Origin of the sequence: Deinococcus pimensis DSM 21231, from assembly GCF_000519345.1 — a bacterium.
GTDB classification, from domain to species: domain Bacteria; phylum Deinococcota; class Deinococci; order Deinococcales; family Deinococcaceae; genus Deinococcus_A; species Deinococcus_A pimensis.
This window is the reverse complement of record NZ_KI912657.1, coordinates 83,742-88,408: the sequence shown is the minus strand read 5'-3', so window position 1 is coordinate 88,408 and position 4,667 is coordinate 83,742. Positions and strand designations below refer to the sequence as shown.

Sequence of the window (4,667 nt, the reverse complement as noted above, 5' to 3'; positions counted from 1 at the left end):
CTCGCCGCCTCCTCCGGGGTGCTCGCGACCTGCAGGGCGTCACCGAGCGCCGCGAGCACCTCGGCCCGTTCGAGCGCCTCCTCGCGCCGCCGCTCGGCCTCCTCGCGTTCGCTCACGTCGACGGTCACGCCGATCATGCCGGACACGCCGCCGCGCGCGTCCAGCATCGGCGTGTACCAGCTCTCGAAGGTGCGTCCTTCGTACGCGCCGCGACTCTTGAAGGTCTCTCCGCGCAGGGCGCGTTCCAGCGGGCGGGCCACGTCCGGCTGGTCGCGGAAGAGCTCGCGCATGTTGCGGCCCACGAACGCGCCCGGTTTCAGGCCCACCGACGCGAGCGCCGCGCCCTCGTGCAGGAGGAACGTTCCGTCCGCGTCCACGGCGTACAGGATGAGCGGCGCGCCCGACACGACCGCCGCGAGCAGCGCCGCCGTGCGGCGTTCCTCGTCGATGACGCGGCCCTCGGGGATGATCATGACGACGTCACCGCGCTCGTCCGTGACGGGCTTGAGCGAGAAGTCGATGAGCGCGGTGACGCCGCCCGCGCCGCGCACGTCCACGTCGTAGCGCACCGTCTCCCCGAGCGCCGCGCGCGCCACGGCCTTCCGCAGATCGTGGCGGGCTTCCTCCGTGGTGGCCCACCAGGGGGAGTCCCACAGGAACTTTCCGATCACGTCCTCGGACGTGACACCGCCGAAGTCCAGCGCGGTCCGGTTCGCCTCCAGGATGACCCCGTCGGGACGCATCAGGCCGATGAACTGGAACTGGCTGTCGAAGATGCCGCGGAAGCGCCGCTCGCTCACCTCCAGCGCGCGCGTACGCTCGCGCACGCGGGCCTCGAGCGTGGCGTTGAGGTCACGCAGGGCGCGCTCGGCCTCCACGCGCTCCGTGACGTCCGTGTGCACCCCGACCCACTCGACGATCTCGCCGTCGGGCGCGGTGATCGGCACGGCGCGCACGTGGAAGTGGCGTTCGTCCCCGCCGCGGACCCGCATGCGCAGTTCCACCTCGTAGACGTCGCGCTCGCGCACGCTGCGGCGCCACGCCTGCAGGGCGCGTTCGCGGTCGTCAGGGTGGACGTGCTGGGCCCAGCCCTCCCCGCCCTCGTCGAAGCGGGTCTGCCCGGTCAGCGCGGACCAGCCGGGCTGCTCTCCCGTCAGGACGCCGCGCGCGTCGGTCGTCCAGACCGTCTGCCGGGTGGCGTCCACGAGCGAGCGGTAGCGCTCCCCGGTGCGGCGCGCGACCTCGTAGAGTTGCGCGTTGTCCAGCGCGAGCGCCGCGCGGCGCGCGATCTCCTCGGCCAGCTCGAGGTCGTCGCGCGTGAGAGTCCGCTCCGGACGGGACGTGGCCATGCCGAGCACCCCGACGCGCCGTCCATGGGCCATGAGCGGCACGCTGAGCATGGAGTGCAGGCCGAGCGCGCGTACCATCTCGCGGCGTTCCGGATCGGGAATCTGCTCCACCGCGTCCTCCGGGATTCGCTCGATGAGGACGGGCAGCCCCGAGCGCAGCACCGCCTCGTTGCTGAGCGGCGACGACGGGTCGCTGGGGTAACGCTCGATCAGCGCGCGCAGCACCTCCACCCTGGTGGGATCGTCGTGCGCGACCGCGACGGGCAGGAGCCGCTGCGCCTGGGGCGGGAGCCGGTCGAAGTCCTCGTTCGGGACGTACACGGCGCACCAGTCCGCGACGAAGCGCACCGCGAGCGACGCGACCCGGTCGAGGGTCTCGCGGACGTCGAGGGACTCCGAGAGGGTCTCGCCCACCCGGGCGAGCAGCGCCGCCCGCTCCCCGGCCTGCCGCTGCTCGTCGAAGAGCCGGGCCCGGTCGAGGGCCTGCGCGCACTGCTCGGCGACCGCGCGCACGAAGGGACGCTGTTCGGGCGCGGCGTCCCGGGCGTCCGCGAAACTCAGGGTGAGCGCGCCGAGGAGTCGGTCACCCGCCAGAAGCGGCAGCGCCGCCACGGCGAGCGTCTGGGGCTGCAGGTGGGGCGTCAGGTCGGAGAAGTCACGCGCCACGTCCGCCGCGGTGCAGAAGACGGCCTCACGGGTCCTCATCGCCTGCACGACGGGAAGTCGGCCCCCGGCGGGAAGGCGGCGCCAGCGTTCCAGCGTGTCCCCGTCGTACCCGCTCGCGCCCATCACGAGCAGGTCCTCCTCTCCCTCGGGGGTCACGATGGCCGCGCCGTACGCCCCGGCGGCGCGGCTTCCCTCGCGCAGGACGATCTCGCGGACCTGCTCGGGCGTGACGGCCCCCCCGAGCGCGCCCGTGAGGACCTGAAGGCGCGCCGTGCGGGCCTCGCTGCGGCGGCGGGCGCGAAGCGCGCGAACCTGCTCGGTGACGTCCTCGACGGTCACGACGAGCCCGAGCACGGCGCCCGCCGCACCGCGTACGACGCTGGCGTCGGCGCGGCGGTGGATGTCCCCGTCGGGCTCGTGGCCGGGCACGACGTACTCATAGCCCCTCAGGGGCACGCCGGTCTGCAGGGTGCGTCGGTAGGCCTGCACCAGGCCGGGCGGGATGAGCGGGACGACCTCCGCGAGGGTCCGGCCCGGGTGCTCCTCGGCGGGCAGACCGGTGAGGCGGGCGAAGGCGTCGTTGACGCGGACGAAGCGCAGGTCGGCGTCGTAGAAGGCGTGGGCCGCCGTCGCGTGCTCGAAGAGCGTGTCGAGGAACGCGGTGTCGGCCCGTCCGGCCTGCAGGGCGCGGGAGTGTCGCGGCACACCTGCATGCTAGACAACCCACGCGCGCTTCGCCCGGACCTTAAGGTTTCCTGAGAACGGACTGCGTGAAGACCTCCTCAGCGTCCTGCCACGCGGGCCTCCTCGTTACGCTCCAGACTGAACGGCAGAGGTGAAGTTATGGCTATGGATGAACTTCGGAAGAACGGCATGATGAACCACCTGCTCGGCGCGCTGGAGCGCGGCGAGGACATCGGGCACTACGGCCGCCTCGTCTTCGCGATCGTCGCCCGGCACTTCATGACGGAGGACGAGCTCGTCGGGAGGCTCGCGAACGACCGCGACTTCTCCCAGGAGGACGCGCGCACCCTCGTGGAGCAGGTGAACGCCCACGACTACAACCCGCCGCGCCGCGAGAAGATCCTGGAGTACATGCAGAAGCAGGACTTCCCCATCCTGCCCGACGCCCACGATCCCGACGCCGGCAACGTCTACCGCGACCTGGACTTCCCTCAGCGCGTCTACGACCACATCAGCGAGTACCACCACCAGAAGGCGGAGTAACACGTGAGACCGGGAGGAGGGCGCGCCCTCCTCCCGGTCGTGCTCAATACGTCTGCTCGCGCTCCCCCGTCTCGTCCTGCACGTCCTTCGGGCGCACGACCTCCGCGACGACCGCGTAGTGCACCCGGTGTGCCGGCACGAGGAACACGTGCCCCGAACGCTGCGCGACCCGCACGGGCCGGTTGCCCGCGAGTTGCGCCTCCACCTCCGCGAGCGCGAGTTCCGCGTCCGTCGGCGTGTCGAACACGCCGTACACCAGCCTCGTCGCCGCCGGGGGTTCCGTGACACCCGACATCGCGCCCGGCATGCGCGACCGCGCCTCCCCGTGCGTGAGCGCGTCCGCCGCCGCCTCGTAGACCTGCGGGCCCGGATTCACGAGCCACAACATCACCGTGTACGCCATCGCAACCTCCAGAGCGTCGAGTGTCCGTCGGACCCACTTCACACCAAGCCCGGGGCACGATCATGACGCGCGGCGCGCCCGACCTTGGAGAATGGTTGAGTGTTCGTGGGTGCGTCATCTCCGGGCGTGGTGCGCCGGGGCGAGGCGGGGTAGGGTGACCGCATGAGCCGACGCGCCGACGACCCCGCCGACCGCGGCCACGCGGGCCGCCCCCCCACGCCCTTCAGCCGCGCCGTCGGGCAGTCACGCTTCGTCGTGCTGCTCGCCGTGGTGTCCGTGCTGCTCGTCGCGGTGGCCCTCTTCCTGATCGGGGTGGTGCAGGCCTTCACGGGCATCTGGGAGGCCCTCGTGGCGGTCTCCGACGGGAAGTTCACCGCCACGACCCTCACCATCGAGTTCCTGGAGATCGTCAGCACGATGCTCAAGGCCGTCGTGTTCTACATCATCGGCGTGGGCCTCTACAGCCTGTTCATCGCGCCGCTCAACCTCACCGCGTCCCTCGGCGTGGAGACCCTCAACGACCTCGAGGACAAGATCGTCAGCGTGGTCATCGTCATTCTCGCCGTGACCTTCCTGGAGCACTTCGTCCGCTGGGACGAACCCCTCGAGACCCTGCAGTTCGGCGGGGCGCTCGCCGTGGTGGTGTTCGCGCTGGTGTTCTTCCAGCGCTACAGCCATCAGGCGAAGGAGGCGCAGCAGGCGAAGAATCCCGACGTGACCGCCCGCGCGCAGAAGGAACTCTTCGAGGAGGACCACGAGCAGCGCGTCATCACCGACGATCTGCTCGACGGGCGCCGATCCGCCGACGGCGAGTGAGGACCGCGAGCGTCAAGCCTCCCTGACCGCGCTGTCACGTGCGCGCGCCACGCCTTCCCGTAGGCTCGGGCATGCCGGACACCGTCGTCACGTCCGCTACCGTCACCGAAGTGCCCGGCGGTACGCGCGCCCACCTCGTGCTGCGCTTCGGCACGCAGGACGTCCCCGCGCTGCTGCTGCTCCCGCGCGGCGCGCCCGCGCCCGCC

At 71.8% G+C, this 4,667-nt stretch carries 4 protein-coding genes; 2 read left to right on the top strand and 2 right to left on the bottom strand.

Features of this window, described 5'->3' with window-relative positions:
- Positions 1-2,720 (bottom strand): PAS domain-containing protein (locus DEIPI_RS31975; RefSeq protein ID WP_045234535.1); only part of this gene is annotated, 2,720 nt, incomplete at its 3' end.
- 144 nt (positions 2,721-2,864) lie between these two features.
- Between DEIPI_RS31975 and DEIPI_RS0116650 the strand changes: the two genes are divergently transcribed.
- On the top strand, positions 2,865-3,242 hold the full coding sequence (locus DEIPI_RS0116650; RefSeq protein WP_245588586.1) for a hypothetical protein: 378 nt from the start codon (positions 2,865-2,867) through the stop codon (positions 3,240-3,242).
- Positions 3,243-3,285: 43 nt separating this feature from the next.
- Here the strand turns inward: DEIPI_RS0116650 and DEIPI_RS0116645 are convergent, their stop codons facing one another.
- Positions 3,286-3,645, bottom strand: a complete 360-nt coding sequence (locus tag DEIPI_RS0116645) for a hypothetical protein (RefSeq protein WP_027482512.1) — start codon at positions 3,643-3,645, stop codon at positions 3,286-3,288.
- 162 nt (positions 3,646-3,807) lie between these two features.
- Here DEIPI_RS0116645 and DEIPI_RS31970 point away from each other — a divergent pair, with 162 nt between their 5' ends.
- Positions 3,808-4,461 carry a YqhA family protein gene (locus tag DEIPI_RS31970; RefSeq protein ID WP_045234534.1) on the top strand — a complete coding sequence of 218 codons (654 nt, stop codon included), beginning with the start codon at positions 3,808-3,810 and terminating at the stop codon, positions 4,459-4,461.
- Positions 4,462-4,667 lie beyond the last annotated feature (206 nt).